This window comes from Brevundimonas sp. FV2ps16, assembly GCF_058681075.1.
Genome location: NZ_CM178728.1, coordinates 881,889 through 906,298 on the forward strand (window position 1 = coordinate 881,889; position 24,410 = coordinate 906,298).

The 24,410-nt window shown below is 64.7% G+C and carries 26 protein-coding genes and 2 pseudogenes; 11 read left to right on the forward strand and 17 right to left on the reverse strand.

What is annotated here, in order from left to right; translation table 11 throughout:
* Positions 1-77 precede the first annotated feature (77 nt).
* Positions 78-215 carry an entericidin A/B family lipoprotein gene (locus ACW170_RS04140; RefSeq protein WP_271164950.1) on the forward strand — a complete coding sequence of 46 codons (138 nt, stop codon included), beginning with the start codon at positions 78-80 and terminating at the stop codon, positions 213-215.
* 78 nt (positions 216-293) lie between these two features.
* Here ACW170_RS04140 and ACW170_RS04145 read toward each other — a convergent pair whose 3' ends face one another.
* The 5 genes and pseudogenes from ACW170_RS04145 to ACW170_RS04165 form a co-directional block, all read right to left on the reverse strand.
* Entirely contained in the window at positions 294-2,057 is a 1,764-nt protein-coding gene (locus ACW170_RS04145; protein WP_492088422.1) for an AmpG family muropeptide MFS transporter, read from the reverse strand.
* A gap of 34 nt (positions 2,058-2,091) precedes the next feature.
* Complete coding sequence (locus tag ACW170_RS04150) at positions 2,092-3,630, reverse strand: response regulator (RefSeq protein WP_492088423.1); 1,539 nt, start codon at positions 3,628-3,630, stop codon at positions 2,092-2,094.
* Between the two features lie 88 nt (positions 3,631-3,718).
* Positions 3,719-4,414, reverse strand: a pseudogene (locus ACW170_RS04155) (ATP-binding protein); the annotation flags it as partial.
* A gap of 571 nt (positions 4,415-4,985) precedes the next feature.
* Positions 4,986-5,582 (reverse strand): DUF6338 family protein, encoded by a 597-nt coding sequence (locus ACW170_RS04160; RefSeq protein ID WP_492088424.1) that lies wholly within the window; start codon positions 5,580-5,582, stop codon positions 4,986-4,988.
* Between the two features lie 51 nt (positions 5,583-5,633).
* Positions 5,634-5,915 (reverse strand): DUF3892 domain-containing protein, encoded by a 282-nt coding sequence (locus ACW170_RS04165; protein WP_492088425.1) that lies wholly within the window; start codon positions 5,913-5,915, stop codon positions 5,634-5,636.
* Positions 5,916-6,537: 622 nt separating this feature from the next.
* Here ACW170_RS04165 and ACW170_RS04170 point away from each other — a divergent pair.
* Positions 6,538-7,044, forward strand: a complete 507-nt coding sequence (locus tag ACW170_RS04170; RefSeq protein ID WP_492088426.1) for a hypothetical protein — start codon at positions 6,538-6,540, stop codon at positions 7,042-7,044.
* Positions 7,045-7,480: 436 nt separating this feature from the next.
* On the opposite strand, the gene ACW170_RS04175 is transcribed toward ACW170_RS04170, so the two are convergent.
* Positions 7,481-8,449, reverse strand: a complete 969-nt coding sequence (locus ACW170_RS04175; protein ID WP_492088427.1) for an IS1595 family transposase — start codon at positions 8,447-8,449, stop codon at positions 7,481-7,483.
* 111 nt (positions 8,450-8,560) lie between these two features.
* On the opposite strand from ACW170_RS04175, the gene ACW170_RS04180 reads away from it, so the two are divergent.
* The 3 genes from ACW170_RS04180 (at position 8,561) to ACW170_RS04190 (ending at position 10,209) form a co-directional block, all read left to right on the forward strand.
* Positions 8,561-8,914, forward strand: coding sequence for a DUF6471 domain-containing protein (locus ACW170_RS04180; protein ID WP_492088428.1), 354 nt, complete (start codon positions 8,561-8,563; stop codon positions 8,912-8,914).
* Between the two features lie 303 nt (positions 8,915-9,217).
* Positions 9,218-9,826 (forward strand): hypothetical protein, encoded by a 609-nt coding sequence (locus ACW170_RS04185; RefSeq protein WP_492088429.1) that lies wholly within the window; start codon positions 9,218-9,220, stop codon positions 9,824-9,826.
* 80 nt (positions 9,827-9,906) lie between these two features.
* Complete coding sequence (locus tag ACW170_RS04190) at positions 9,907-10,209, forward strand: hypothetical protein (protein ID WP_492088430.1); 303 nt, start codon at positions 9,907-9,909, stop codon at positions 10,207-10,209.
* Positions 10,210-10,884: 675 nt separating this feature from the next.
* Here ACW170_RS04190 and ACW170_RS04195 read toward each other — a convergent pair.
* Entirely contained in the window at positions 10,885-11,136 is a 252-nt protein-coding gene (locus ACW170_RS04195) for a hypothetical protein (protein WP_492088431.1), read from the reverse strand.
* 76 nt (positions 11,137-11,212) lie between these two features.
* On the opposite strand from ACW170_RS04195, the gene ACW170_RS04200 reads away from it, so the two are divergent.
* The 3 genes from ACW170_RS04200 (at position 11,213) to ACW170_RS04210 (ending at position 12,862) form a co-directional block, all read left to right on the forward strand.
* Entirely contained in the window at positions 11,213-11,419 is a 207-nt protein-coding gene (locus tag ACW170_RS04200; RefSeq protein WP_492088432.1) for a helix-turn-helix domain-containing protein, read from the forward strand.
* Between the two features lie 320 nt (positions 11,420-11,739).
* A complete protein-coding gene (locus ACW170_RS04205; RefSeq protein WP_492088433.1) occupies positions 11,740-12,342 on the forward strand; it encodes a hypothetical protein in 603 nt (200 codons plus the stop codon).
* A gap of 88 nt (positions 12,343-12,430) precedes the next feature.
* Positions 12,431-12,862, forward strand: a complete 432-nt coding sequence (locus tag ACW170_RS04210) for a DUF3761 domain-containing protein (protein ID WP_492088434.1) — start codon at positions 12,431-12,433, stop codon at positions 12,860-12,862.
* Between the two features lie 183 nt (positions 12,863-13,045).
* Here ACW170_RS04210 and ACW170_RS04215 read toward each other — a convergent pair whose 3' ends face one another.
* The 8 genes and pseudogenes from ACW170_RS04215 to ACW170_RS04250 form a co-directional block, all read right to left on the reverse strand.
* Positions 13,046-13,216: a hypothetical protein gene (locus ACW170_RS04215; protein ID WP_492088435.1), complete on the reverse strand. Its 171-nt coding sequence runs from the start codon at positions 13,214-13,216 to the stop codon at positions 13,046-13,048.
* Positions 13,213-13,653, reverse strand: a complete 441-nt coding sequence (locus ACW170_RS04220; protein ID WP_492088436.1) for a hypothetical protein — start codon at positions 13,651-13,653, stop codon at positions 13,213-13,215. The genes ACW170_RS04215 and ACW170_RS04220 overlap by 4 nt, the downstream gene beginning before the upstream one ends.
* A 70-nt stretch (positions 13,654-13,723) precedes the next feature.
* Positions 13,724-14,644 (reverse strand): annotated as a pseudogene (locus tag ACW170_RS04225) (YifB family Mg chelatase-like AAA ATPase); the annotation flags it as partial.
* Positions 14,645-14,700: 56 nt separating this feature from the next.
* Positions 14,701-15,657 carry a glutathione synthase gene (gene gshB, locus ACW170_RS04230; protein ID WP_492088437.1) on the reverse strand — a complete coding sequence of 319 codons (957 nt, stop codon included), beginning with the start codon at positions 15,655-15,657 and terminating at the stop codon, positions 14,701-14,703.
* A gap of 83 nt (positions 15,658-15,740) precedes the next feature.
* A complete protein-coding gene (locus tag ACW170_RS04235) occupies positions 15,741-15,935 on the reverse strand; it encodes a Trm112 family protein (RefSeq protein ID WP_183197330.1) in 195 nt (64 codons plus the stop codon).
* A gap of 61 nt (positions 15,936-15,996) precedes the next feature.
* Positions 15,997-16,653, reverse strand: coding sequence for an LON peptidase substrate-binding domain-containing protein (locus ACW170_RS04240; protein WP_492088438.1), 657 nt, complete (start codon positions 16,651-16,653; stop codon positions 15,997-15,999).
* Positions 16,654-16,669: 16 nt separating this feature from the next.
* Positions 16,670-17,578: a tetratricopeptide repeat protein gene (locus tag ACW170_RS04245; protein WP_492088439.1), complete on the reverse strand. Its 909-nt coding sequence runs from the start codon at positions 17,576-17,578 to the stop codon at positions 16,670-16,672.
* Positions 17,579-18,209: 631 nt separating this feature from the next.
* A complete protein-coding gene (locus ACW170_RS04250; protein ID WP_492088440.1) occupies positions 18,210-18,734 on the reverse strand; it encodes a prolyl-tRNA synthetase associated domain-containing protein in 525 nt (174 codons plus the stop codon).
* 38 nt (positions 18,735-18,772) lie between these two features.
* Here ACW170_RS04250 and ACW170_RS04255 point away from each other — a divergent pair, with 38 nt between their 5' ends.
* The gene (locus ACW170_RS04255) at positions 18,773-19,540 is read left to right on the forward strand and encodes a DUF6065 family protein (protein ID WP_492088441.1); all 768 of its coding nucleotides are present in this window, start codon (positions 18,773-18,775) and stop codon (positions 19,538-19,540) included.
* 25 nt (positions 19,541-19,565) lie between these two features.
* Here ACW170_RS04255 and rph read toward each other — a convergent pair whose 3' ends face one another.
* Positions 19,566-20,291, reverse strand: a complete 726-nt coding sequence (rph, locus tag ACW170_RS04260) for a ribonuclease PH (RefSeq protein WP_492088442.1) — start codon at positions 20,289-20,291, stop codon at positions 19,566-19,568.
* A 53-nt stretch (positions 20,292-20,344) separates the two neighbouring features.
* Here rph and hrcA point away from each other — a divergent pair, with 53 nt between their 5' ends.
* Together hrcA and grpE are read left to right on the forward strand one after the other, a co-directional pair.
* Positions 20,345-21,439: a heat-inducible transcriptional repressor HrcA gene (hrcA, locus tag ACW170_RS04265; RefSeq protein WP_492089136.1), complete on the forward strand. Its 1,095-nt coding sequence runs from the start codon at positions 20,345-20,347 to the stop codon at positions 21,437-21,439.
* Between the two features lie 44 nt (positions 21,440-21,483).
* Positions 21,484-22,071: a nucleotide exchange factor GrpE gene (grpE, locus tag ACW170_RS04270; RefSeq protein ID WP_492089137.1), complete on the forward strand. Its 588-nt coding sequence runs from the start codon at positions 21,484-21,486 to the stop codon at positions 22,069-22,071.
* A gap of 100 nt (positions 22,072-22,171) precedes the next feature.
* Here the strand turns inward: grpE and ACW170_RS04275 are convergent, their stop codons facing one another.
* Positions 22,172-24,256: a S8 family peptidase gene (locus ACW170_RS04275; protein WP_492088443.1), complete on the reverse strand. Its 2,085-nt coding sequence runs from the start codon at positions 24,254-24,256 to the stop codon at positions 22,172-22,174.
* Positions 24,257-24,410: the final 154 nt, after the last annotated feature.

The window sequence follows — 24,410 nt, forward strand, 5'->3', positions numbered from 1 at the left end:
TGGCGCCGCTTGATGCAACCTATGTTCAAGTGCGGCGTTTGGGGGACAGCTTGACCATAACATCTGGGGTTTTCAGCATGCGCAAGATCATCGTCCTCTCCATCGTCGCCGCCGCACTGGCCGTGTCGGCCTGCAACACCATCTCGGGCGTCGGCCGCGATGTCTCCGCTGCCGGCTCGGCCGTTAGCTCCGGCGCCGAAAGCGCCAAGAACTAAGTTTCAGCTTAAGCGAAGTTTGAAGGCCCGTCGGTTCGACGGGCCTTCGTCGTATCCGGCGCAGTCTTCAGGACGGCGTCAAGAAGGCTGACCTTCTGTGGCTGCGACGGCGGCATCTTGCTCGACTTCAGCCTTCTGGCGCGCCTGGAGCGCGGTCTGTTTGCCGGCGACGACGAAGGCTAGGACGATGCCGAACACGCCAATGATCGCCGAATACAGGAAGAAGGCGACATAGCCGGCGCCCAAGGCGGCGGGGGTGACGCCGCTTGTCGCCGCGCCAGTGGTCAGAACCCCCTCCTGCAGGTTGGCGAACAGGCTGCGTAGACCCGCAAACGGGCCGTTGCCCTCGGCCGCCCGGGCCGAGGCCTCGACGATCCGGCCGGATTGCGAGGCGATCAGCTTGCCGGGCAGGGCGTAAAGCGAGGTGAACAGGGCGTATTGGGTTGCGGTGAAGCCGATCGAGGTCAGGCTCGACATATAGGCGATCAGGGCCGTGCCGGCGTAGCCGCTGGAAATGTTGTCGACGCCAATCGCCACAGTCAGGGCCGACAGGCTGTGTCCCTGGGTCGCCAGCCAGGCGAAGATTAGGTTGGAGACCGGGCTCATGAAGGCGCCGATGACCATGGTGCGGATCAGGCCCAGTCTGGCCACCGACCAGCCGCCGATGAAGACGCCGAGCGTCGTCATGATCACGCCGAACACCTTCCGCACCTCGGCCAGCTCCGTCTTGGTGAAGCCCAGGTCGATATAGAAGGGCGGCATGATGTTCAGCACGAAGTCGGCAAGGCGATAGACGCAGATCAGGGCGAGGATCAGGGTCGCCACGCCTGAGAACCGCTTGTAGAAGTCGGCCAGGGGCTGGCCGAAGGAACCGGCCAGATAGGCGCCGGGGCGGGTTTTCAACCCTGGCAGGGGCCAGCAGGCCAGAACCATGACGGCCAATCCCAAAAAGACCGAGATGAACTGCAGATAGACGCCCTCCGGCTTGGCCGACAGGGCCGCCGCCACCGCCGCCTTGCCGTCTGCGCCTAGACCGAACAGCCCGAACAGGGCGTTCAGCGGCGCGGACTGGCCCGTCAGGCCCGAGCCCAGGAACATGGCCGCCACGCCGATGACCGCCAATCGGACGACCCATTCGACCACTTCCAGCTTCGGCCTCGACGGCACGTCGCCGACCGGGATGGGCCGGATCGAATGCACCTTCTCGCGTGGGGCGAACAGGACGCCGACGATGCCGAAGCCCATGAGGGCGGCCATGACCGCGTAGGAGAGGTTCCAGTTGTAGAGGTCGGCCAGGACTAGGGGCACGGCGCCGGCCACGATCATGGCGACGCGGTATCCCATCTGATAGGCGGCGGCCATGGCCCCATGCCGGCTGTCGTCGGCCGCCTCGATACGCCAGGCGTCGATGACGATATCCTGGGTGGCGCCGAAGAAGCCGACCAGGGCCGCGAAGCCGGCGACGGCGATCAGGGCGTTGGCCGGATTCAGGGTCGAGATCGACCACAGGCCGAAGACAATCACCGCCTGAGTCACCAGCATCCAGGCCCGCCGGTGCCCCAGCAGGGGCGTCAGCAGGGGGACGGCGGTCCGGTCGATCAAGGGCGCCCAGACGAACTTCAGCGAATAGGACAGGGTGGCCAGGGCGAAGAAGCCGATCACCTCCAGCGTCAGGCCGCTCTCGCGCAACCAAGCGGTCAGAGTATCGAAGATCAGCAGATTCGGCAGGCCGGCCGAAAAACCCAGCAGCAGCATGATGAAGACGCGCCGTTCGCCGTAGACGGCAAAGCCGCCGAAACGGCCGGCGGATTTCGCTTTTACGGGCGAGGCTTGGTCGGTCATGCACGGCTCCGGCAGCGGCCGGGAACGCGGTCGCCTAAACGGGGGCGACCTTGGCGCGGATGTCGCGCTTCGTCCAGCGGGTCAGGGCGGCGCGAAGGGCGTCGGCGTCCAGGGGCTTGACCAGATGGTCTTCCATTCCGGCCTCGAGGCACAAACGGCGGTCTTCGGCAAAGGCGTTGGCGGTCAGGGCCAGAATGGGGGTGGCGTCGCCCGTGGCGCGGATGGCGCGGGCGGCGGCGGGGCCGTCCATGCCGGGCATCCGCATGTCCATGAAGACCAGATCGTAACGGGCGCGGGCCAGGGCGGCGACGGCCTCGGCCCCTGTGGCGGCGGTCTCGACCGTACAGCCTTCGCGTCGCAGCAGGGTGCGGGCCAGCAGCGCCCCGACCGGATTGTCCTCGGCCAGCAGGACGCGGACCCCGGCGAAGCGGGCGGTCGCGACCCGGTCGTCCTCGGGCGGAAGCAGGCCGGGTGGCGCGACAGAATCGCCAGCGCCGGCGGCCGCCAGCACCCGTTCGGCCAGGGAGGCCCGACGCAGGGGCTTGATCAGATAGCCGTGGAAGCCTGCGGTCCGATAACCGGGGATCAGGTCGCGTTCCGACGGCTTCAGCAGAACGACGCCGCGCCCCCGGTCCGGCGCGGCGACCAACTCGCCGGGCGCCGCCTCGGCATGGTCGATCAACCACACGGGTGCATTGTCTGTGATCTTGCCGCCGGACGCCTCGATCTGGGCGGCGGCGGCGGCGCGAACAAAGGGGTCAGGCGAGCGGAGGGCGACCTTCTGGCCCCGCAGCCGCTTCTTGCGGGGCGCAGCCACGGCCTCGAAATCAGCCTCGAAACGGAAGCGGGCCCCGCCGCCGGGGCGGTCCTCCACACCCACCGTTCCGCCCATGGCCGTGGCCAGTTTGCGCACGACGGCCAAGCCGAGGCCGGCGCCGTCATGGCGCACCGCGTCGGACGAATCGGCATGGCCGAACTCCTCGAAAATACGAGTCCGCGCCTCGATCGGCACGCCAGGCCCGGTATCATCGACGATGAAAGCCAGGCGTACGCGCTTGTCCTTGGCGGCGGAGCCGACTTCAGGCGCACGCTCGACGGACAGCCAAACACCGCCCGTCTCGGTGAACTTGACCGCATTGCCGGCGAGGTTGAACAGCACCTGCCGTAGCCGGCCCTCGTCGGCCAGGATGTCGGAGGCGTCGGCCGCGACCGACCAGACGATCTCCAAGCCCTTGTCGTGAGCGCGCGGGCTGAGCAGTTCGGCGACGCCGCGCACCAGACCTTCCAGGTCAACCGGGGCCAGATCGAACTCCAGCGATCCGGCCTCCAGCCGGGCGTAGTCCAGCAGGTCATTGACCAGGCCCAGCAGATGCTCGGCCGACTGGCGCGCATTCTCGGCATAGGCCCTTTGGGCGCCGTCCAGGCGGGTGCGTTGCAACAGATTGATCATGCCCAGAACCCCGTTCAGGGGCGTGCGCATCTCGTGGCTCATCAGGCGCAGGAACTGCTGCGCCGCCTCGACGGGGGGCGTCGGCTGGGTCTCGGTCCGTTTCGTCGCCGTCCGTCGCGCCATCAGGGTCTCCGCAAGCCTGGGAGCATAGGCGCGCCGGGTTAAGGATTGTTCTTCTCTCCTGACGGACCGGGCGGTCCGGATGACGGCCTCACGAATAGAGGAAGGGCGCCTGGTCCGGCGCCGCCTCGCGGATGTCAGAGGCTTCGCCGCGATGGGCCCGACGTCGGCTGAAGTCGGCCTCGGCCCCGACGGTGTTGCGACGATAGATCAGGGCCTCGGCGATATGGCGGCGCAGCACCCCGTCGCAGCCGTCCAGATCGGCGATGGTGCGGGCCAGCCGCAGGGTCCGGGTCCAGCCCCGCGCGGTCAGCCCCCCGGCCTCGCCCGCCCGCATCAGCAGCATCCGCCCCGCCTCATCAGGAGTGGCGAACCGGTCCAGGGTGTCGCCGGAGGCGCGGGCGTTCAGGCCCTGGGCCGGGTCCAGCCCCGCCCCGCGCACCCGGTCCTCTTGCTGGGCGCGGGCGGCGGCGACGCGAGCCCTGGCCTCGGCCGTGCCTTCGGGCGGGGGCGGCAGGGTCATGTCGGCGGCCGTGACCGGCGGGGTTTCGACCGTCAGGTCGATCCGGTCGAACATCGGGCCGGACACCCGGTTCTGATAGTCGCGCTGGCAGCGGGGAGCCTTGCCGCAGGCGCCCCGCCCTGCCCCGCCCATGCCGCAGCGACAGGGGTTCATCGCCGCCACCAACTGGAACCGGGCTGGATAGCGGATATGGGCGTTGGCGCGGGCCACCGCGATCTCGCCCGTCTCCAGCGGCGCGCGCAGCGAATCCAGGGCCTGAGCGCTGTACTCCGCCATTATGGAGCAGAAACACCTAGCGCGGGGAGACGCCCCGCAATCTCCCTTGAATAGTTCTATTTCGACTTAGCCGGGGGAGGCTTGAGTGCGCTGCCACTCGTTGGGGGATTGGATTGTTTTGACGACGGGCCGATGTATCCGGTCATGGCTTTAGGGCCGGCACCGGCCATGTAGCCGTTGACGATGATCCTCGTGGGGGGCTTGGCCATCGCGCTACTTCTTCGCTGGCGGTGGCTTGATAGCCGATCCGCTGGTGGGTGGCTTTGTGCTTTCCGCCGCAGGCCCCTTGTAACCCTCGCTGAGGTTCTTGTTCTGAGGCGGCATATATCCATCGTTCAGATGGACCCGCTTCGGGGGTTCTTTTGACAATGTGTCCTCCGTCACTTCTTGGGCGGCGTAATGCTGCTACCAGTGGTCGGCGGAGCGCTCTGGCTCCCGGTCGGCCCTTGGTAGCCACCTCGAACTTCTCCGCGACTGGGCGCTGGAATATAGCCTTTCGTGATTTCACGCTGGCGCGAAGGCGCAGGTGAAGCTGTTGTAGGCGTTTTCTTGTCGGTCATTAGGTCGTCCTTACGAGTTCAATGGCACGAATATCTTTGCCGCAGAGTAGAATGCTGCGGCGATCGGTTGGCTTTGTCCAAACTCCTTTGTCGCTGACGTCCCAAACTTCCTCGATTAACAAATCTCGTTCCGCAGTGCTTGAGGAAGCGAATGATTTCTGGCCGTAATGCCCGTAAACACGGGAGCCATCGTTCAAGGTTACAATGAGATAGGTTTGCCCGCGAAGGCGGCTAAAGGCGTAGTCCCATGCAGCGGGTGTGTGATGGTTGGGAGATGCGCCAGTCTTTCGAATGAGGCCTCCAACCAGATCATGGGCCGCACTGAGCGCCAGAAGCGCTCCGATTGCGAGCGGGACGATCACATATTCAAAAGTGTCCGACGTCCAAGACGGCCAACCAAGTCGGTTGTCGAGGAACACGAAAAGCGGGACTGAAACTGCGTAGTAAACGGTCGAGACGCCTGCGTAGGCCACGACCCTTTCTTGAAATGGCGGGTTAGGGCCAGCAACAAACCACTGCCGAACCCAGAGGATCAGCAGCCCCGGAGCGAGGACGGAGATCAACGTCTTCAGTTTTTCGGCGTCCAACGATTCCATGGTGTCCTAGCAAAAAACGGGGGACGCGAGCCTAGCTCGCGCCCCTAAAGCCTAACGACAGGTCGGTAGCGACAGCAGATTGTTTGGCTCGATCCCATCGGCCGTCGTCTTGAGATACTTGCGTCGGCTGCTTGTTCGAACCGCAACGATCACGTCGGCGCGATTACCATTTACTGAGGTCCAGAAGGACCATTTGCCGGCTTCGATACCGCTAATGGCCTCGTCGATGGGGAGGGACCATCCACCCCCGTCTGTCCCGCCGATAGCATCTATGCGCTGATCGGAGTCTGTGCCGTCTGGTTTGATGCACGTCACTTGGTGGCTGGTAGCCATGGTTGTCGTCTTTCATGCGAACGGCGTTCGCATCCGACGGCCTGCTGTGCAGGTTGATTCGGTTGGGTAGATGATTCTACTCTCTACGAATCATCGGAGCGAAGGCCCTGATGGTGAAAGAGGGGAGGGTCGGGTTTCCTCGGCGCCAAACTTTGGAACCGACCTCTCCTCTCAGTTGTCTCGACGTTGGCCGCATCACGCTAGCCTAGTTCGAGTGCGCTCCTCATTTTTTCCGAGGCTCGGACACCGTTCCCTTCGGGTTACGGACGGCGGTTCTCGTCGTCACATACTTCCCCGAAGAGGCGGAACGGTGCGGCCCCTTGGGCGGCGGTTTGCTGGCCATCCCAATCTCCTACACTGGCGTTACGCGGCCATACCCCGCGCTGGCACCCATTACCGTGATCTGCCAAAAACGATTCTACAACCCTTATCTTGTGGGTAGATTGGAAAATCTCACATCATCTAGTGGACGGCGAATCCGAACACGGCTTTAGTAGGTGTTGAATGGCTTGATTTGCCGGTGACTCGCAAGGGCGATGTTCCGCAGACGTTCCGCAATCCACAGGTTTATTAACTAATTCCCATCACGCGATCTTATCGCTCGCACTGCGAGCAACGCCTGATGGCCAGACAGCACGCAGCGACCCAACTCGAAGACAAATATGCCCGGCTCATGGGTGCCCTACAGGTGATCGATCACGAGGTAGAACCGGTGATTGGCGTTGCCGCGATCATCGAAAAGCAGCTTGAGATTGAGGCACGTAAGCGAAAGATGCTGGCCGAGGCCCGCGCAATCACAGCCTCAATCCGCCTCTTCGAGCCGGACTGGGACCCCGAGAAGATCAAGGCAATTGTCACCACGCCGCGTATTCGACAACACGGTCAGGGGGCTCGGGCGGTATATCGGCTGCTAAAACGGGCGGATCAGCCGCTCACGGCGTGGGAGATCGGCAAGGCGATCGCGCCGGAGATCGGGCTTCCGTCCCCAGATCGTCGCGAATTATTGCGGCTGATGAGCATCGCAAATGGCACATGCAAAAGGGCTCTCAAGCGCGGCTTGGTCGAGCTTCACGTGGGCAAGCCCAACAAATGGGCTGCCAAACGCAACACCCTCGGAGCGGTACAATGAGTGATGGTTCGGTCGCGGAGACATGGAACCTCCGACTGGCGACCCTTGCAACCGTTGGGGCAGCGTCTGGCTACCTATTGCTAGGCGCCGGGATAGTGCAGTCGGATTCTCCAAGGGTGGCTGCGTGCATCGTAGCTGGCGGCATGGGCCTGATGTCCTATGCGGCAATGCTCGGGGGCATGGGCCTGTTCGCAAGTTGGGCGCTTGCCGTAACTCCTCGCGATCGATCCATTCTCTGGGAATCCAAGCGGAAGCTCAGATTTCTACCCCGAGGCAGAATCACGACTGCAAATTTCCGAGGCACGCTTATGATGCTGGCAGTGATCGGAATCGCTTGCAGCATGGTCACCACTCTCGGCACCATGGTCGCGGGAACTAGTGTGTCGCACCAAGTGGCGAATGGGAAGTGCACGCCATCCTCGGTTCCGTCGCGAGGCTAAGCGGCTTGGTGCCGTTGCCAGTAGCCACACCACCGCCTAGATACGGACAGGACAGCAGCGGCGCCGAGGACTTGGGCGAACTGTCGGCCGTTATCCACGCGCCTGAAGTCCTCGCGCCACGCGCACTCCTGCGCATAGGCGTCGAGATATAGGCCGGATATGCGGTGGTGAACGCCGCGCTCTGCCCGCCGAAGGCGGGAGTTGTAGCTCTCCGCCCAGTTCGTGTGGATGCCGCCGGGTTCGGCGTAGCGCTGGGAGTGATTGATCGCGCGCACGTCGTGGAAGTGCAGGTTGAGCGCCATCCAGTGGGCCGCCTCATCGGTGCGGATTTCTGCCGATGCGTCCACATGATGCAGCACGGCGGCTATGGCATCGGACTCCTGCTTTACGACCACCGAGATTGAACGTCCTCCCGGCCGTCGCTCGCGCATCACGACTACCGATCGACGTTTCGGGTTTGATCGACGCATATCTTTGCGGCCAGACTTCTCGTTGGCCTTCTTCAAGTGGCCACCAACCCAGACGCCGTCGATCTCGACCACACCGGTAAGTTTTCTGTCAGCCACCATCGACGCCATGGCATCCCGAAGTTTGTGCGCGAGAACGAATGCCGTCTTGTAGGAGACGTCCAGTTCTCGCCCTAATCGCAGCGCGCTGACGCCGTTGGCGCCGTTTACAAAGATGGCGATCGCCAAAAGGATGTCGGCGAAGAACAGCTTGCGGCTGTTGAAGAGCGTGCCCGAGGTCATCGAGAACTGGCGTTCGCAGCGCTTGCATTTGAAGATCGGACGGCTGGCGTATTCAAGCACAGCATCGCACTTGCAGTGGGGGCACACAGGCCTTCCACCGCTTTCGGCGAACCGAACTGCCTTAAACGCCTCGCGAGCTTGATCTTCGGTCATCCGAGCGACCTGTTTCAAACTCAGCGATCTCGCCTTTGCAGAAAGGAGAAAATGCTGCGACAACGACAATCAATGCAAACGCATCAAAACTGATGCGAGAGCACCAAAAGCGATGCGCGCGTCATTGTCAATGCGTTCGCATCAATTTTGATGCGTTGGCACTAAGGATGTGACATGGATGAAGACGCCCTCACCCGCTGGCTTGTGGGATTTGTCCGAGCACAAATGGCCCAGCAGGGGCTCGGCTACGCTGACCTTCAACAACGGTTGGCGGCCGTCGGCGTCGAAGAGAACGAGCGCAATCTCCGCAACAAGGTCATGCGGGGCACATTCAACGCCGCCTTTTGGATTCAATGCCTCGTCGCGCTTGGTGTGCGATCAATACCGCTCGAACCGGGCGTGATGGGGTTCACGGGCCAAGCGGCTCTGCCTGCGGGAATTGAAGACTGGCAGAAGCCCGAGATCATCGCTGAAATCTATAAGGTGCTCGGTACTGGCAGCGATCCAGAAGAATCCACTGACAATTAGGGCTGCCCACAACCGCCGACGCGCTCAGTTCGCAGCGCCGTGGCATGTTCCCGTCACGAGGGAGAAACCAATGCAGCGCTTTCTATTCGACCTGTGCGCCCAGTTGACAGACGGCACCGTGGAGCGACGGAGCCCGTGGATCAGCGATGAATGGTTGGCGAGAGAACTCGCGGAAAATCCCCGCCTCGATCGGTTGGTGGATATCCCAGAGGAGTATGTAAGAGACGGCGTGACACATCCTCTGCCCTACGAGGCGACTTAACGTCACTTATCGGCGCGCATTATCATTTTTGGTGGATCAGCATGGGCGAAGCGAAACGCCGAAAAATGAAAGGAGTCGTCATCGACCATGAACCCAAGCCCGCGCTTCCAGCGCAGAACTGGAACCTGACCGAGGCTATCCGCGCGCTCTACGCTGTGGCTTCGCCGAAGATCACGACCCCTACGAAGCCTCTTCGTCATACTATCACGAAGTTCTGCAAGACGATCAGTCTTGATGCTCCTGTGTTCCTGCCTTTCACGAACGTCAGCGCCGACTATAAGGCAGGCTTCTGCCACAACAACGTCCTCGAACAGGTTCGGCGGGCTGGTGGTCGTCGCATCTGCGGCTGGATGATCTGGGACAATGGAAAATATACGGAAGCCGAGTTCCACAGTGTGTGGGCGGCAGAGAATTCCCAAAACCTCATCGATCTGACACCTCGGATCGATGGCGAGGACGAAATCCTCTTTCTTTCGGACAGCGTTACAAAGATCGTTCGTGCGGGTGCCTACGACCTCTTTCCGAACAGCCGGACGTCCGTTTCCAAATGCCCGTATGTCAGCCGAGGACGGCCTATGAGCCATCCAACATCACAGGCTCTAATCACCGCAGACACCTCACCGTTCGGTTTTCTATCCGTCGCCACATAGACACTCGTTGGCCCCGTCGGACTGCAATCAGCACGATTGTTGGTAACCGGGAATTAGGCGTCGTGTGATCAAGATGCTCTATGACCGCATATCTCGTCAGCTATGACCTTACCGGAAACAGAAACTACGCCGCCATAAAAGCGGCGTTGGCAGAGCACGGGCACGCAACTCGGGTTCTCTTATCGACGTGGTTGTTGGAAACCACATCGAGCCCAGGCCAAGTGGTGAACACCCTGCTGAAAACAGATCATGACAAAGACGACAAATGGATGGTCGTCGAAGTGAGCGGAAACTGGTCTAAAGGAAAAGGGCTTCATCCTGAAGCAGACGAAATCTTAGTCGAACGCTTACTCGGTAGCCCGGAGTTCACGCCAGTTCAATAATCCTTACGGCACTTGTCGTAAGTCGCGCCGAAGCACCACCCTTCCTTGCAGATCACTTGCACATCAAGTGCCTTGCAAATCCAATGCAAGACCTGCTGGCGCCATGGCATGGCGCGCCATCTCATGTCCATCTCTTCACCTGTTTTGAAAACGAGATTACCGTCTCGCAACGGCCGGCCCATGCGCCGATCTAAATCGCCGAAGGCGATAGGCACGCATCGTAACAAATACCGATGAATTGTCAAGAATTGCGCCATCTCGCTGGCCGGTGGGAGTCTCCTCCTCACCTGTCAGCGCAGTCTCTGTGTTCGGGGTGGGCCGAGCAGACCGTCTCCTTGATGCTCCGGATGATCTCCTCAGAAGACCGAGGCGGGGGCGGATTCAAGATTGCGTTCAAACGCTCTCGCGACTCCTCCGGCGAAATGATCCGGCTCTGTTCGGCGATATAGCCGGCGCAGCCTGAGGAGACCCACGTCGAGTCCGTCGGGCTCAGATCGCGCTCGAACCATCCTGATCTCTGTTTGAATATCGTGCGAACAACACGGGCGCCCGAGCGACCGTGACCGCACGTCACCACGGCATCGCGTCCTTGGAATGTGTAGTAGGCCATCGTGTCCTGCGCCGCTGCTGGCGGAGGAGAGAGGGATACAGCTGCGATCAGCGCCAGCGTGCTCCTCATTGGTAGAGCCCCCTACTCACACCCGCGCCGAGATACTGGCGCGCCATCGGCGAATCCGCTGGGATCATCGTCGGAGCCTTACAGGCCCGGCAGTAGCTGTCCTTCCGACCCATCCGCCACAGCGTGTAGAGAAGGCCGGGGAAGATGAAGCAAAGCCAGAGAATGATCTCGATCGCGCTACTGCCGCGATTACGCACTCTCGGCTTTCCGACCGTGCCGCACGACGTGCAAAGGAACTGACCAGCCATCAAACCCTCCCGAATGGATCAATAGGACATCTAATGTCCTTGGATTGATGGCCATTTCGTTAAACCCATCGCGCGGATGGGCTGGGCACAAATCATCGGCGGGAACGTCCGCCGTCTCCGCAAGGAGAGAGGTTGGACCCAAGAAGGACTCGCGGCTGAAACCGATCTCGACGTCCGGCAGATCGGCCGCATCGAACGCGGACAGAGCTACCCCAGCGTCGGGCTGCTGGTGCAGCTATCCGAGCTATTCGACGTTGAGCCGGGACGCTTTTTCGACCGTTAGATCGACAGCCCAGAACAGGTAGGGGCTCGTAGATCGGCGCTACGTCAAGCGTATTGCATACCGGCGGGCAACCGGAGATAGTTGGCCGTGCCATACTATGTGAAAGTCATCCCGCCCTCCAAACGCGCGCGCATTCATGCGGGTGAGTGCAAGCATTGCCGAAATGGGCTGGGTCAGGAAAATCAGCAGAAGGGCAATGGTCCGACCTACTGGTCTCCGCCCTTTGAGACATTCGAACAAGCCGACATGTTCATGAAGTCTCTTGGTCCTCGGTATGACAACGTCGGACCTTGCGCAGATTGTAGGCCAACATCACTGCCGTGACCGCCCTAACCGTTTCAATTGCGCCCGCGATCGCCTCATCATTTGCGGCGATTGTGGTGGCGTATGTCGCTTGGCAACAGTGGCGCACCGCGAAGCACAAATTGGCTGTCGATCTGTTTGATCGACGGCTTGCAGCCTATCTCGCGCTCAACAACGCCATAGGCACCCGGCACAGTGAAATACTCGCTTTGACTTTTGAACAGGTCACCCGTGACCCGCCGACAGCGGCATTGAGGGAGTTCTGGGCAGCCAAGACCGATGCTTATTTTCTCTTTGGCCCACGCTTTCATAAAGCCTCAGAGACTGTGGAGGACCGGCTTCGCTCATTGTTGCAGGCTAAGACCACCTTCATGATGGATCGAGACGCACCACCATCCAAATATGTGGCGGTGATGAAGGCGTCGGCGAATGTCTTTGGCGCACAAGACCAGCTACTTGGGGCTGCAAAACCCTACATGATGATGGGCTCGGTTGGCGCGGCAAAATCTCTTAGATGGCGCCGCGAGAAGTTAGCATCAGGGACTGAATTGGCGGGTCCAAAGGTAAATGAGGACCTGATCAAAGGCCTAGCTTTCGGCACCCACAAGCAATCTGAGTAAAGTGAGCGGCATCCCCACTACTACACCGTCGAGTGCTCGAAGCTGGCTGGCGAACGCTTGGTGGCTACCACTCGTCGTGGGTGTTATTATGTGGTTCTTGGCGCTCGTAGTGCTGGCACCACTTAATGGACCTGCACGATGTCGAGACGGTTGGGCATCTCCATCGATTGGAAGACCCGGCGCTTGCTCATGGCATGGCGGAGTGAAGCGTGGCGGGTCTTGGACATGGCTTGGAGCCATCGGCGTCGGGATCGCATCTGGCTACGCCGTAACGGTGGTGATGACGAAGCTTGCTCCGACACCAACGCCTCCACCTTCACCACAGCCATCAGCGTTGCCAGCGCCGCTGCCTACGCCCAAGCGTCCCGCGCCGCCGGCAACGCCTGTTTCCGGGGTCACTTGCCCACGCTGTAAAAACCGGATGACTCCGCGCGCAGCTAAGCGAGGCCGCAATCGCGGCAAGCTATTCTGGGGCTGTTCACAATATCCGCGATGCTACGGGACCCGACCCTACGGCTAGTCGTCTGCATAGAACTGGAACATCAGCCCGCTCTCGACCTCGGTGGCGTCGAACACTCCTAATCCCGGCACCTTCACAACGACACCGATTCGACTAGAAGATTCAGCACTCGTTCGAATACGGCGTCGTTGAGAATCGAGGGTTCCGCTTCGACGATCTGATGGATGAGGTCTAACGCGTCAGTCATGCCGGTCTCCAAGCCATAGTCATCAATATGATCCGCATCACGGACGGCCGATCCTGTGCCGTCGCCACGACCCGGCCGTCGCACAGGCCGATGAACCCGCCGCCTTCGTGCGCCGGAGCGATCTGATACAGGCGCTGTCCGCGCCAGAACCTCATGGGCGCGTTCATCGGGCCAACTCCCACAGCTTGTAGAGTCCAGTCCCCGGCACGTTGCGGACGTAGCCATCCGCCCGCAGCTTTGTCAGGCAGGCGCCGACCCGCTTACGCATGATGACGACCGTCGCGTCATCCGCGTTGAGTCTCCGTTCTTTGATCTGGATATGCACGAGGTCGAGTGCCGTAAGCGGGTGGTCGCTCGCCCGCAGAGATCGGACAACCAGCCTCACAACCTCCCCCTTCTTGGCGCGGTGCTTCGTCGGGTAGCGGACGATACGGTCGGTGTCCGCTGCCGGATCAAAGAGCCGGATCGCAGCGTCCACATGATCCAGATCGCAGACGACCTTCTTCTCTTCGGCGCGTAGAAGCTTGAGGCGCTTGGCCAGTTCGCCCCGCTTCTCAACGAGGCCGGCGACGGTGTTCGGCCGTTCAAGTTTGACGTTTTCCATACGGAAGAACGTAGCAAGAACAGCTACTTAGTCAGCCCAGCGCTAGGTGTAAATGCTCCATAATGGCGCTGTACTCGGGCAGTTCGTCGAGGAAGAGGACGCCGTTGTGGGCCAAAGAGGCTTCGCCCGGCTTGGCCCGCAGCCCTCCGCCGGTCAGGGCGGCCATCGAGGCGGAGTGATGAGGGCTTCTGAACGGTCGGTCCCGGGTCAGAGCCCCCCGTTCGATCAGGCCGGCGACCGACCAGACCATCGAGGTCTCCAGTAGCTCCTGCGAGGTCAGGGGCGGCAGGAGGCCGGGCAGGCGTTGCGCCATCATCGACTTGCCCGACCCCGGCGGGCCGATGAACAGCAGGTTGTGGCCGCCGGCCGCCGCGATCTCCAGCGCCCGCTTGGCGCCCTCCTGGCCCTTGACCTCGCGCAGGTCGGGCACGGCCTTGCCGCTGGCCAGCGGGCCGGGCTCGGGCGCGCGCAGGACCTGGGTTCCCTTGAAGTGGTTGACGAGGGCGATCAGCGACCGGGGCGCCAGGATGCGGGCCCCGCCGGCCCAAGCCGCCTCTGGCCCCGTGGCCTCGGGGCAGATCAGGCCCAGGCCCATGGCGTCGGCGGCCACGGCGGCCGGCAGGGCGCCGCCCACCCGTGCGATCTGCCCGTCCAGACCCAGTTCGCCGATGGCGGCCCAGCCGTCCAGGGCGTCGGGGGCGATCACCCCCATGGCCGCCATCAGGGCCAGGGCGATGGGCAGGTCGAAATGACTGCCCTCCTTGGGCAGGTCGGCGGGGGCCAGATTGGCGATGATCCGCCGCGACGGCAGGGCCAGGCCTATGCCGGCGAAGGCTCCGCGCACCCGTTCGCGGCTCTCGGCCACAGCCTTGTCCGGCAGCCCGACGATGTTGAAGACGGTCTGCTGATCCTGGCCGACCAGCTGGACCTCGACGTCCACGCGCCGAGCCTCGACCCCGTCAAAGGCGACTGTGACAACCCGCGCGACCATGGCGTTCCCTCCGCTGGAGAGAACGAAGCATGAACCCTGCTCTAGCGCAAGGGGTGTTACGCAACCTGCGCGGCGCGCTTCTTCTCGATCACGTCCCACATCAGGGCCGTGGCGTCGACGCCCGTGAAGGTCTTCAGCTGCTGGGCGCCGGTGGGGGAGGTGACGTTGATCTCGGTCAGATAATCGCCGATCACGTCGATGCCGACGAAGATCAGTCCGCGCTCCTTCAGGGTCGGGCCGATGGCGGCGCAGATCTCCAGGTCGCGCGGGGTCAGTTCGACCGGCATGGCCGTGCCGCCGACGTGCAGGTTGGAGCGGACGGCGCCGGCCGCCGGCACGCGGTTGATCGCGCCCACCGGCTCGCCGTCGATCAGCAGGATGCGCTTGTCGCCCTTGGACACGGCAGGGATGAATTTCTGGATCACCAGCGGATCGCGGCTGCCGACGGCGTGGATCTCGATCAGGGCGTCCAGATTGGGGTCGTCGGCGCGCAGCTTGACCACGCCCGAACCGCCGTTGCCGTGCAGAGGCTTCAGCACGACCTCGCCGTGCGTCTTGTGGAAGGCGTCCAGGGCGACGGGGTCGGCCGAGATCAGGGTCGGGGGCTGAAGCCCGGGGAAGGCGGTGACCAGCAGCTTCTCGGGCGCCGAGCGCACCTGGGCCGGGTCGTTGACGACCAGGGTCTTCGGATGGACCGTCTCCAGCAGATAGGTGGCGGTGACATAGGCCATGTCGAACGGCGGATCCTGGCGCATCAGGATGACGTCCACGTCCTCGGCCAGGTCCAGCTTCACCCAGTCGCCGAAGTCGACGTGGTTGCCGACCTCGCGCCGCACGGTGATCGGCCGGGCGCGGCAGTAGAGGCGGCCCTCCTCAAGGGCCAGGGTGCGGAAGTCATAGACCCACAGCCGGTGCCCGCGCGCCTGGGCCGTCTCGGCCATCAGGAAGCTGGTGTCCCCGGCGATGTCGACGGCCTCGATCGGGTCCATCTGGATGGCGACTTTGAGTGTCATGCTTGGGCCTATCGCGCTTCGCGCTACTTGAGGCCCGTTTGGCGCGCCGCGCTCAGGGCCAGTGAAGGGTCGCCGGCTAAGGCTCAGTCCAGCGGACGGGCTTCCTCGGCCAGCATGATCGGCACGCCCTCGCGGATCGGATAGGCCAGTTTGGCGCCGGCCGAGATCAGTTCGCCCGCATCGCGGTCGTAGGTCAGCTTGCCGCGCGTGACCGGGCAGACCAGCACCTCAAGCAGGCGGGGATCGACCGAAACAGGGGTGTTGAAGGCGTCACTCATTTTTTGGGCCTATCGCGCTGGCGCTACTTGAGGCCGTTGTAGGGTGGCTCGTCGCATTGCGCTACTGGATCGAAGGCGCGGCGTCGTCGCCGGCGTCGGCGGCGTCGATGCGGAGCAGGGCGGTCAGGGCCTCGGCGCGGGGCATCAGACCCATGGCCTCCAGCAGGGCCTGTTTCTCGGCCGGCTCGAACGGCAGGGCCATCGACAGGCTGTTGACCAGGGCCTCCATCGGCGCGGTCTCGGCCGTCTCCCAGTCGATGTCCAGCAGGCGGTGGGCCATATAGGCGCGCAGGGCGTCGAGGAAGGCGTGGCGGTCGAAGTCCGGTTCTTCCGGCGGGGGCGACAGATCGTCCTCATAGGCGTCGAAGGCCGCGCGCACCTGGCGATAGGGCGCCTTGGACGGCAGTTCGGCGGCGATGCGGAACCGCGACACCCCGGTCAGGGTGATCAGATACCGGCCGTCCGAGGTCTCGGCGAAACTGGTGATCCGCCCGGCGCAGCCGACCGGCGACAGGCCGGGCTGGGCCGGGTCGCCGCCCTTGGGCTGGATCAGGCCGATGATCCGGTCCCCGGCCATGGCGTCGTCCACCATGTTCAGATAGCGCGGCTCAAAGATGTTCAGGGGCAGTTGCCCGCGCGGCAGCAGGATGGCGCCGCCCAGCGGGAAGACCGGGATCACCTGCGGCAGGTCGAGCGCCCTGACATAGCCCTGGGGCATGAAGACTCCGGTGCGCTTAAGAGAACAGGATGGACGACAGGCGACGCCGGCCGTCCTTGGACACGTCGGAACTGACGCCGGCCGCGTCGAAGATGACCAGCAGCTGTTTGCGCGCCGCCTGGTCGTTCCATTCGCGGTCGGCCTGGATGATGGCCAGCAGATTGTCGACGGCGCCCTTGAAGTCGCCGGCCGCGCTCTGGGCCTCGGCCAGGTCAAACCGGGCCTGGTGGTCGGTCGGATCGGCGGCGACCTTGGCCTCCAGTTCGGCGAAAGCGCCGGTCGGGGCCTTGGCGGCCAGGGCCAGCTGGGCGCGCACGCTCTGGACCGTCGGCTCCTTGGAGTCCTGGGGGGCCATGGCGATGGTCTGCAGCGCCTGCTCAGGGTCGCCGTTGGCCAGATAGACCCGCGCCATGCCGGCGATGGCCTTCTCGTTCTCGGGCTCGATCGACAGGACATGGGCGAAGGCCTGGGCCGCGCCGCCGAAATCGTTCAAGCCCAGCGACTCCTCGCCCAGTTCCAGCAGTTGCGTCGTCTCGGTCGAGCCCCCCTGACCGCCGGTCAGCTTGTCGATGAAGGCCTTGATCTGGCTGTCGGGGATCGCGCCCTGGAAGCCGTCCACCGGCTGGCCGTTGACGAAGGCGTAGACGGTGGGGATCGACTGCACCCGCAGCTGGCCCGCATAGGCCGGATTGGCGTCCACATCGATCTTGACCATCTTCACCGCCCCCTTGGCGGCGCGCACGCCCTTCTCCAGCGCCGGACCCAGGGTCCGGCACGGCCCGCACCAGGTGGCCCAGAAATCGACGATGACCGGCTGATGGCGCGAGGCCTCGATGACGTCGGTCATGAAGGAGGCGTCCGTGCCCTCCTTGATCAGGTCGTCGCCGGAGCGGCCGGGGGACAGGGTCGGGTCGATCAGGGTCATGGCTAAGTCCGTGCAGGCTCGAGGGTCGTAACGGACCAGATGGCGTCGGGATGCCCCGGCATCAAGCGGCGAATTGGTCGCGCTGTGACGGAGCGCGCCTGAGGGCCGAAATAGACGGAATCCACTCGAAAAAAATGGAGTCTATTTTCGTCTATTCTTCGCGGGGCGCCTGTTCTGGCGCGAATGGCGCGAAAACACCGTGCCAAGGCGCCAAACCTGCCAAACATGGCGAGGCGGGGGTTGGTGGGGGCTGTGGCGTCGGTTCTCATGCCGGAATGATCTCACGCCGCCGGCCACCGGTAGGTCGCTGGGCGCCAGATATCTGCAAGTCATTGGAATTGTTTGAGTCGGGCCAGCGTCATTGTGCGCGCAACGCTTTCTCTTTCGTCATTCCGGGCGAAGGGCCGCTTGGCCCGAAGACCCGGAACCCAGCGGCGCGCGAGAGCGCGAAACTGTCGCGGATTAGATCTTGAGACATTGTGCGGCGGATAGATTTCGCCTTCGGCGCCGCTGGGTTCCGGGTCTTCGCTACGCTTCGCCCGGAATGACGAAAGAAGGGCGGCGTCACCTCTCCTCGCCGGAAGGCGCGTGGGGAGGGGCAGCGTAGTTTAGATGTTCACGCGCCCCGCCTTCACCCCAGCGCCCCGAAATCCACCACCACCGGCTCGCGCCCCAGCAGCGCCAGCACCCGTCGGAACGCCGTCTGCTCCAGGGCCGTCGTCGCCGTATTGGTCAGGGGGTGGAAGTTGACGATGTCGGCGTCCCACAGGCGGCGGTCCAGGACGAAGGTCACGCGGCGGTCGGCGTCGTTGATCAGGGCCAGGGCGGTGACCGAGCCGGGGCGGACGCCCAGGGTTTCGAACATCAGGGTCTCGTTTCCGAAGGAGAGACGGCCCGAGCCCATGGCGGCGGCGGCGCGTTTCAGGTCGATGACGGTGTCCTGGCGGGCCGAGATCAGCCAGAGGCGGCCCTTGTGGTCCTTCAGGAACAGGTTCTTGGTGTGGGCGCCGGGCAGGTCGGCCTTGAGGTCCAGGCCTTCCTCGACGCGGAAGACGGCCGGGTGGTCATGGGTGGTGTGGGCGACGTCGTTCTCGGCCAGCCAGGCGGTCAGGGCGTCACGGTCGAAGGCGGGGGCATGGACGGAGTCTGGCGTCATGGTTGAGCAGTCGCGTTTGCGGCGTTAGGAACGGTTCCATGGTCGATACCGTGCAGACGCGCCCGCTGGAACTGGAATGCTATCCGATGACGGCCCGGCCGCCGGATCTCGTGCCCGGCCGCCAGTCGCGCAACTGGATGGACGCCTTCATCAGCCGCCACCCCTATCGGTGCCTGCCGCTGAACATGGCCAACACCACGGGGTGGGAGATCCTGTGCCCGTTCGGCTTCTCGGCCGAGTGGAACGGCGGGCCGCGCCAGGAAGACATCGTCATCACGCCGGATCGGCCCCAGCACGACCTGGCGCATTTCGTCACCTCGCACTTTTCGCGCGGGGTCCTGACCATGCACCCGCAGTATCTGTTCCGCACGCCGCCGGGCTGGGGGATGATGTGTTCGGGGTCGCCCAATCACCTGAAGGACGGGATCCAGCCGCTGGTCGGCCTGATCGAGACCGACTGGCTGCCCTTCCCCTTCACGATGAACTGGATCTTCACCCGGCCGGGCCGGATCAGCTTCGAGAAGGGCGAGCCCTTCTGCTTCATCAATCTGATCGAGCACAAGAAGGTCGAACAGTTCCAGCCGGTGATCCGCACCCTGGAATCCAATCCGGTGATGAAGGGCCAGTTCGAGGCCTGGAACCGCGCCCGCACCGACTTCAACCAGCGGCTGGCCGGCGGCGATCCGGACGCGGCCAAGGAGGCCTGGCAGCGCTACTACTTCAAGGGCGAGGTGCCCGAGGACCTGGGGGCGGCGCCGCCCACCCATTCGAACAAGCGCCGCCTGAAGACGCCCCGCGTCGGCTGACGCGGGTGCGAAGAGGTCGGTGCGCTTAGCGGCGCACCGCCTCCAGCGCCGCCTTTTGCAGGGCGAACAGTTCGGTGCAGCCGATCTCGGCCAGGGAGAAGAGGCGGTCGAACTCGGCGCGGGAGAAGCCGCGCTTCTCGCCGGTGGCCTGGACCTCGACGATCTGGCCTGCGCCGGTCAGGACGAAGTTGGAATCGGCTTCGGCCTCGGAATCCTCTTCGTAGTCCAGGTCCAGCACCGGCACGCCGTCGCAGACACCGCACGACACCGCCGCCACCTGGTCCAGGATCGGGTCGGACTTCAGCACGCCTTCGTCGCGCAGATAGTTGAGGGCCGAGGCCATGGCGACCCAGGCGCCGGTGATGGAGGCGGTGCGGGTGCCGCCGTCGGCCTGGATGACGTCGCAGTCCAGCACGACCTGACGCTCGCCCAGGGCCTTCAGATCGACGACGGCGCGGAGCGAGCGGCCGATCAGGCGCTGGATCTCTTGCGTCCGGCCCGACTGTTTGCCGGCGGCGGCCTCGCGGCGGCCGCGGGTGTGGGTGGCGCGGGGCAACATGCCGTATTCGGCGGTGACCCAGCCCTGGCCCTTGCCGCGCATCCAGCCGGGAATGCTTTCCTCGACCGAGGCCGTCACCAGAACCTTCGTATGGCCGAAGGTGATCAGGCACGAACCCTCGGCATAGCGGTTGACGCCGGTCTCGATGGTCACGGGACGCAGTTGATCGTCGGTGCGTTTCGAATGGCGCATTGAGATGAATCCTTGGAAGCTGAGGCGGCGGTGCTTATCCTGAAACCGTGAGCCTGTATGCCCCCAAAACCCCGCCGTTCGACGGCGCCCAGTCCTTTGCGGGGCTGGCGGGGCTGGACGCACGGGCGCGCGACATCTTCCGGCGCATCGTCGAGTCCTATCTGGAGACGGGCGAGCCGGTCGGGTCGCGGACCCTGTCGTTGGGCGGGATCGCCCTGTCGCCGGCTTCGATCCGCAATACGATGCAGGACCTGACCCTGGCGGGGCTGCTGGCCGCGCCGCATACCTCGGCGGGGCGGATCCCGACCCATGCGGGCCTGCGCCTGTTCGTCGACGGCCTGCTGGAGATCGGCGACCTGACCCAGGAGGAGCGGCGCGAGATCGACGGGCGGCTGGCCGGGCGGGGGCGGAATTTCGAATCCGCCCTCGACGAAGCGTCGAACCTGTTGTCCGGCCTGGCGGGGGGCGCGGGCGTGGTGTCCAGCCCGGTGCGCGAATCCGGGGTCAAACATGTGGAGTTCGTGGCCCTGGGCGGGGATCAGGCCCTGGCGGTCATCGTCGCCGACGACGGCACCGTCGAGAACCGGATCATGACCCTGGCGGCCGGGGTCACGCCCTCGACCCTGGTCGAGGCGTCCAACTTCCTCAACGCCCGCCTGCGCGGCCGGCCCTTCGCCGACGCCAAGCGCGAGATGACCCAGGAGCTGGAGATCGCGCGGCGCGAACTGGACCAGACCGCCGCCCGCCTGGTCGAGGACGGGTTCGCCGCCTGGTCCGGCGGTCCGGACCGCGAGCGCGCCCTGATCGTGCGGGGCCGCGCCAACCTGTTGCAGGACGGCGAAGGCCTGGCGGATCTGGAGCGGGTGCGGGTCCTGTTCGACGATCTGGAGCAGAAGGAACAGCTGATCGGCTTGCTGGACGGGGTGGACGCGGCCCAGGGGGTGCGAATTTTCATCGGCGCCGAAACGCGGTTGTTTTCACTTTCGGGTTCCGCCGTGATCGCTGCGCCCTATATGAGCGGCCGACAGCGGGTTCTGGGCGCCATCGGCGTCATAGGGCCCGCAAGGTTGAACTACGCCCGTGTCATTCCGTTGGTGGACTATACCGCCCGGGTGCTGGGCCGGATGCTGGACGGGAACGACAAGTGAGCGACAAGCCCCTTAACGACGAATTCAACGAACTGGACGCCGACATGGCGGAAGCCAACGCCGAACACGGCCTGGACGCCGATCCCTCGGACAATCTGGCGCCGCTGGACGCCGTCATCGCCGAGCGCGACGAGTGGAAGGACCGCGCCCTGCGCGTCGCCGCCGAGATGGAGAACCTGAAGCGCCGCGCCGAGACGCAGCAGAACGACGCCCGCGCCTTCGCCATCCAGCGCTTCGCCAAGGACCTGCTGGGCGTGGCCGACAATCTGGAACGCGCCCTGATGGCGGCGCCCAAGGACACCGACGGCCCGACCGTCGCCCTGGTGACCGGTCTGGAAATGACCCAGAAGGCCCTGCTGCAGGCGTTCGAGACCAATGGGCTGAAGCGGGTCGCGCCCGAGGCCGGCGAGGCCTTCAACCCCCATCTGCACCAGGCCATGATCGAACAGCCGTCGGACACGGTTCCGGGCGGCGCCGTGCTGCAAACCATGCAGTCCGGCTTCGAACTGTTCGGCCGCACCATCCGCCCGGCCATGGTCGTGGTGGCGGCCAAGGGGTCGGGCGCGCAGGCCGCCAATCCCTATGGCGCGGCGCCCGAGGCCGAGACTCATGCCTTCGACGGCAAGGCCTGATGTCAGGACGTGAGTGGTGATTGGTGACGGGTGAATAGTGAGCTGCGGTGTCTCCGCAAGCCGCTCACCCCTCGCTACCACTCACGATTCACCAGCCCCCTCAGAACTGACGCCGCCACCCGCCGATCAGGGCGAACTCGGGCGCAGCGTCGGCGACGTGGCGCGGTTCGCGGCTGGCGACGGCCTGGAGCGACAGGCTTGAGCCGTCCCACAGCCGACGCTCGCCGCCCAGGATGAAGTCGATCTGACGCCCGCTGGGCGCCGCCGAGAAGCTACGGCGGGAATAGGTCAGGGGGTCGAAATATTCGACCGGGACATCGGCCAGCCAGGCCGAGAAGGTCCCGCGCTCGATCCGCAGCGGCTGTGACACGGTGAAGCTGATCCGGTCGCACAGGGCGGTGCAGCCGGTCAGCAGGGCCAGCCGCCAGTTGGAGCTGATCGCCGCCCCGTCCGTCGTCAGGAAACGGCCTTCGGTCTCGGTCGAACCGAGGCCGGCCTCGCCGATCAGGGCCAGGCCGGGCCGCAGGGTCCAGTCGCCGCCGACCGCATAGAAGCTTGTCCGCGACGGCAGGGCGAAGTCCGATCCGCCCGGCAGGAAGGCGCCGAGCGGCCCCAGACGCTCGTCCAGGGCGCCCAGGCTGAGCGACAGACCGCCGTCGGCGCCGCGCCAGGCCAGGGTGGCGCGGCTATAGGTCGAGGCCTCTTCCTCGACCCGGCGCAGGGGCATGCGGCGGTCGCCGCCGCCGCTCTCGGCCGCCAGGGTGAGGGCGCCGAACCGCACGGCGCCGCGCACGGCGTGATCGACCTGGGCCAGGGCGGCGAAGCCGTCGCCGGCCGCGCCGTCGAACGGCGAGGACGCGCCGCCGCGGCCCTGCCAGGTGGCGAAGCTCAGCCGGCCCATCTCCAGGCCCAGCATGGCCTCCTGCCGGGGCTCGTCGCCCAGCCAGGGGGCGTCGGTCAGGTCATAGCGCGGGGCGATGGGCTCGGGCGTCGCGATCGGCTGGGAGGCGGTCAGGTTCAGCCGGCCGCCGTTGGGCAGGGCCAACTGCGTGGTCGCCGTGCGGCTGGGTTCGAACGGGGCGGCCTGGTACGAGCGGCTGGGCGCCGTCGGATAGGCTGCACCCAGCTGGACCGCGAACATCCGGTCATAGCCGTCGAACAGGACGGTCCCCAGGGCGGTCTGGCGCGAGAAGGCGTCGCCGAAGGCGGGGCCGACGAAACTGCCCGGCTCGGTCTCGGCGACGATGGAGGCGCCGTTCGCCATCGGCACAGAGGTTGCGCCGGCCGGTCGGAAGGCGTTGGCCAGGTCCAGCAGGCCCCGACCATAGACGATGTCGGTCCCTGGGTCCCCGGCGTCGCGCGCCGTGTCGATCAGAATAGCCAGGGCCTGGCGCGCCGACAGATTGGGGAAGGCGTCCATCAGCAGGGCCAGGGCGCCCGAGACATGGGGCGCCGAGAAGGAGGTGCCGGAGATGTTCCAGCAACTCGTCCCATCGCAGCCGGTGATGATTTCCTCGCCCGGCGCCGAGATATAGGCGGCGGCCGTCACCCCTGCGCGGTTCGAGAAGCTCGACATAAGATTCTTATCGCCGTGCGAACCCACGGCGATGACGCCGCCGGCGAAGCGGGGATCCACCGCATATTGGGCCGGCCAGCCGGGGTTGGCCTCGCCGTCATTGCCCGACGAGGCGACGATGACGGCGCCGGAATCGACCGCGCGCAGCAGGGCCGCCTCGAAGGCGGAACCGAACCGTCCGTCGCCGCCCAGGGACATGTTTATGATCTTGACCCCGTTGGCCACGGCGAAGTCGAGAGCCCGAACCAGATCCGAGCTGTTGAAACAGACGTCGTCGTCCTCATCCTCGCACTCCGAAATGTCGGCGCGGATCGACAGTATGGTCGATTCATAGGCGACCCCGACCGAGCCCAGGCCGTTGAAATTCGAGGCGATCACGCCGGACACTAGAGTCCCGTGGCTGTCGTCGGCGACATAGGGGGTATTGCGGCCCACGACGACGTCGGTCGAGGCGCTGGAAATACGGCCGACCAGATCCGCTTGGCTGTTGCTGACGCCGGAATCGACCACGGCGACGGTGACGCCGCTCCCGGTGGCGCCGGCCTGCCAGCCGACCTCGGCCTTCATATTGGCCACGCCATAGTTCCGCAGATATTCGCTCGACGTCACCGAGGGCGGCGGCGGCGGGGGTGGCGGGGGAGGTGGAGGCGGCGGAGGCGGTGGAGGAGGCGGCACGACCGGCGTCACGGATCCGCCCCCGCCGCCGCCTCCCCCGCCGCCACAGGCCGCAAGGGGAAGGAACAACAGGCCTGCACCCAGCAGA

Excerpts from the sequence above, each read along its gene's own strand:
- ACW170_RS04140 (WP_271164950.1), top strand. The coding sequence starts at position 78 with ATGCGCAAGATCATCGTCCTCTCCATCGTCGCCGCCGCACTGGCCGTG.
- ACW170_RS04145 (WP_492088422.1), bottom strand. The coding sequence starts at position 2,057 with ATGACCGACCAAGCCTCGCCCGTAAAAGCGAAATCCGCCGGCCGTTTC.
- ACW170_RS04150 (WP_492088423.1), bottom strand. The coding sequence starts at position 3,630 with ATGGCGCGACGGACGGCGACGAAACGGACCGAGACCCAGCCGACGCCC.
- ACW170_RS04160 (WP_492088424.1), bottom strand. The coding sequence starts at position 5,582 with ATGGAATCGTTGGACGCCGAAAAACTGAAGACGTTGATCTCCGTCCTC.
- ACW170_RS04165 (WP_492088425.1), bottom strand. The coding sequence starts at position 5,915 with ATGGCTACCAGCCACCAAGTGACGTGCATCAAACCAGACGGCACAGAC.
- ACW170_RS04170 (WP_492088426.1), top strand. The coding sequence starts at position 6,538 with ATGGCCAGACAGCACGCAGCGACCCAACTCGAAGACAAATATGCCCGG.
- ACW170_RS04180 (WP_492088428.1), top strand. The coding sequence starts at position 8,561 with ATGGATGAAGACGCCCTCACCCGCTGGCTTGTGGGATTTGTCCGAGCA.
- ACW170_RS04185 (WP_492088429.1), top strand. The coding sequence starts at position 9,218 with ATGGGCGAAGCGAAACGCCGAAAAATGAAAGGAGTCGTCATCGACCAT.
- ACW170_RS04190 (WP_492088430.1), top strand. The coding sequence starts at position 9,907 with ATGACCGCATATCTCGTCAGCTATGACCTTACCGGAAACAGAAACTAC.
- ACW170_RS04195 (WP_492088431.1), bottom strand. The coding sequence starts at position 11,136 with ATGGCTGGTCAGTTCCTTTGCACGTCGTGCGGCACGGTCGGAAAGCCG.
- ACW170_RS04200 (WP_492088432.1), top strand. The coding sequence starts at position 11,213 with ATGGGCTGGGCACAAATCATCGGCGGGAACGTCCGCCGTCTCCGCAAG.
- ACW170_RS04210 (WP_492088434.1), top strand. The coding sequence starts at position 12,431 with ATGTGGTTCTTGGCGCTCGTAGTGCTGGCACCACTTAATGGACCTGCA.
- ACW170_RS04215 (WP_492088435.1), bottom strand. The coding sequence starts at position 13,216 with ATGAACGCGCCCATGAGGTTCTGGCGCGGACAGCGCCTGTATCAGATC.
- ACW170_RS04220 (WP_492088436.1), bottom strand. The coding sequence starts at position 13,653 with ATGGAAAACGTCAAACTTGAACGGCCGAACACCGTCGCCGGCCTCGTT.
- gshB (WP_492088437.1), bottom strand. The coding sequence starts at position 15,657 with ATGACACTCAAAGTCGCCATCCAGATGGACCCGATCGAGGCCGTCGAC.
- ACW170_RS04235 (WP_183197330.1), bottom strand. The coding sequence starts at position 15,935 with ATGAGTGACGCCTTCAACACCCCTGTTTCGGTCGATCCCCGCCTGCTT.
- ACW170_RS04240 (WP_492088438.1), bottom strand. The coding sequence starts at position 16,653 with ATGCCCCAGGGCTATGTCAGGGCGCTCGACCTGCCGCAGGTGATCCCG.
- ACW170_RS04245 (WP_492088439.1), bottom strand. The coding sequence starts at position 17,578 with ATGACCCTGATCGACCCGACCCTGTCCCCCGGCCGCTCCGGCGACGAC.
- ACW170_RS04250 (WP_492088440.1), bottom strand. The coding sequence starts at position 18,734 with ATGACGCCAGACTCCGTCCATGCCCCCGCCTTCGACCGTGACGCCCTG.
- ACW170_RS04255 (WP_492088441.1), top strand. The coding sequence starts at position 18,773 with ATGGTCGATACCGTGCAGACGCGCCCGCTGGAACTGGAATGCTATCCG.
- rph (WP_492088442.1), bottom strand. The coding sequence starts at position 20,291 with ATGCGCCATTCGAAACGCACCGACGATCAACTGCGTCCCGTGACCATC.
- grpE (WP_492089137.1), top strand. The coding sequence starts at position 21,484 with ATGGCGGAAGCCAACGCCGAACACGGCCTGGACGCCGATCCCTCGGAC.